Source organism: Pseudomonas fuscovaginae SE-1, from assembly GCF_000364705.1.
Taxonomy (GTDB): Bacteria; Pseudomonadota; Gammaproteobacteria; order Pseudomonadales; family Pseudomonadaceae; genus Aquipseudomonas; species Aquipseudomonas fuscovaginae_A.
Window position 1 is genome coordinate 1 of record NZ_AQOH01000307.1, and the last position, 595, is coordinate 595.

Annotated in this window: 1 pseudogene; it reads left to right on the forward strand. The window is 44.5% G+C overall.

Features of this window, described 5'->3' with window-relative positions:
* Nucleotides 1-595: pseudogene (locus tag K675_RS31335) on the forward strand (site-specific integrase); the annotation flags it as partial.

Consider the following 595-nt stretch of genomic DNA (forward strand, 5'->3'; position numbering starts at 1 on the left):
AGACTTTCATCGTTCCATATTTTGGCATCGCACGAAAAACAAGGTAGAAAACAAAGGTGCAGGTGATAAATCATCGCTCAATCTGCCCTTTACATTGATGCAGTTCTATGACCTTAAACGCAGCATCAAGACCAAAGCACAATTCATTTCTGCGGTGTGGCGATACTTTGACGTCGCGATAGCGAGCGGTAATGAGTTATTGCCAGATGGTCGAACATTGGTCAGTGGCCCCTATAAGAATCCAATCCATCCAGGTTTGGATTCTCCCGGCAGTGGCCCAGCGGGTAAAAGTGACAAGATCCCCTTGCCCATTGGTTCCATGATGATGGTCGAGGCTTATATGTTGGCATTGGATGCAGTTGGGGTAGAACTTCAAAATAAGTGCCTTGAAGGCTTGTTGAGCTTCGAAGATTCTCTCGCCCTGAAAGATAGCGTCTGGATTGATCTTGAAAAATACGGGATCTCGTACTCCATCAAGATCTGGAACCCTGATAATATCTCGGAAATCCTAGAGGTGCCTCTCAAAAAAATCATCAATGCTTACTCCTGGAAAAGTGAAAAATACAAATCCAGTGACCATGAAATCTACGTACCA